The following is a 1,770-nucleotide window of genomic DNA, read 5'->3' as shown; positions in this document are numbered from 1 at the left end:
GCGGCGGTGAGCCGGCTCCGGTGGCTATTGCGGAGTAGGAACACAACCAACTGAGGGCTGAAAGGCGGCCGGCCGGGCATCCCGGTCGGCCGCCTTTCTGCAGGCAGTTGGCGGACAATTCGCCCGAAGCCCCGGGGGCCGCATGGACGGAGGCCCGATGCGGAACATCCCCGCCGGACGCGACGTTGTGGTGGTATGAGCAAACGCGTCCTCATCCCTGCTGTTCTGCTCGTTGCCGCCATGGTGGTCGGCGTCGGACTTTATCTGTTCCAGCCGTGGCGGATCTTCACGAGTTCAACTGTGACCGAGGACGTTCCAGCCGCTGTGCAGACCACCACCCCGTCCCCTGCGTCATCCCCGGAAGCATCCGTCGAGCTGCCCTCCCCCGCAGCAGTTCCGCGTGACCTGGCAACCGGCCAGCTCATCAGCCATGAGCACGCCAGTTCGGGAAGCGTGAAGATCATCGAACTCGCTGACAGGACAAACATCCTCCGGTTCGAAGGCCTCGATACGTCCGATGGCCCGGACCTGCGGGTATGGCTCACTGACGCCCCCGTGATTGAGGGAACAGCAGGCTGGTACGTTTTCGACGACGGTGCCTATGTGGATCTGGGCGCACTCAAGGCCAACAAGGGTGACCAGAACTACGTGATCCCTGCCGGGACAGATCTGGGCGACTACCGTTCCGTCAGCATCTGGTGCGCGCGCTTCGCAGTATCGTTTGCCGCCGCAGAGCTGACTGCCTGACGTAATCCGGCAGTTAGCCACACGACGGCGGCGGTGCGGGCGACCCATCAACAGTCAGCCGGTGAGCTCGTTGCGGCGAAAGCGCAGTTCCCGCAGCGCCCCGTGAAGGGGCGAACCGGTGAAAGGCAAGGTGTGCAGGTCGATGGAGTTCGCCGCCGCGAGGGCTAACTTGTTCGCTGCTGTGGCGGCTCTTTCCGGCAGCCCGACACTTGCCGCGAAATCCTGCCAGTGCCTGGCCCGGAGGCCCTTCACCTTGCCGGCGACCGGAAGGGCCAGAGTGTCGTCGCCATACAGCAGGGTGCACGGGATGTCGTAGAGGGGGGCCACCACCCAGCCGCAACGCGGGCCTTCCAGCACCGATGCGTTCTTGGCGTGCAGGTCCCCGTTGCCGGTCAGCCAGGCAAAGACAAACTGCAGGTAGAGGTTTCTCACGGCGACGGCGTTGGCCTTGCAGAGCCGGGCCAACGCCAGCACTACGTCCTCCGAATTCACGGCATATTTTGACGCCGGAGGAAGGTCCAGGACCTGCGCGGCATCTTCCATGGCAAGACGCAGCAGCCCGTCACCTTGGGTACGGTCGAACCGCTCGACAAGAAGCCCGGGCAGGCCCTTCCGGTCCCGGACAACAGTGTGCTTGGAGACGGGGATTTTCAGGCCTCTTGCGCCCGTGAGGTGGGCCGCCTCGTTGAGGACCAAGTGCGCGTGCCGGGGCGGATCCAGCTTAAGCAGGTAGCGGCGGTTGGCGAGGGCAAGCGGGGTGGTCAGCATCGAGGCGCTGGCCTTGGTCTGGACCCCGGGAAGCCCGTGCAGATCCACGGCCTCGGCCAGGGAAGCAAAGTCCAGGTCCCCCGGGTCCGACGTGTCTGCCAGCGGAGGGGGCTCTGCAGGTGCTTTTCCGGCGGGCACGATCTGGACGTCCCCGGGAACGTCTGAACCGACGGCCAGGAGCAGGCTGAGCTCGTCGCCGAGGCTGGTTTTCACGGCATCTTTGAGGATGGTGAGGCGGTGCCCTTCGGGCAGGAG

Annotated in this window: 2 protein-coding genes; one reads left to right on the top strand and one right to left on the bottom strand. The window is 65.3% G+C overall.

Annotated elements, in window-relative coordinates; all coding sequences use genetic code 11:
- Positions 1 to 195 precede the first annotated feature (195 nt).
- The gene (locus tag DBR22_RS23135; RefSeq protein ID WP_108600896.1) at positions 196 to 747 is read left to right on the top strand and encodes a DM13 domain-containing protein; all 552 of its coding nucleotides are present in this window, start codon (positions 196 to 198) and stop codon (positions 745 to 747) included.
- A 54-nt stretch (positions 748 to 801) separates the two neighbouring features.
- On the opposite strand, the gene DBR22_RS23130 is transcribed toward DBR22_RS23135, so the two are convergent.
- Positions 802 to 1,770 (bottom strand): type II toxin-antitoxin system HipA family toxin (locus tag DBR22_RS23130; protein ID WP_108600895.1); only part of this gene is annotated, 969 nt, incomplete at its 5' end.

This window comes from Arthrobacter sp. HMWF013 (assembly GCF_003061105.1).
Classification (GTDB): domain Bacteria; phylum Actinomycetota; class Actinomycetes; order Actinomycetales; family Micrococcaceae; genus Arthrobacter.
Note: the sequence above shows the minus strand (reverse complement) of the source record. Positions and strands in the feature narration are given on the sequence as shown.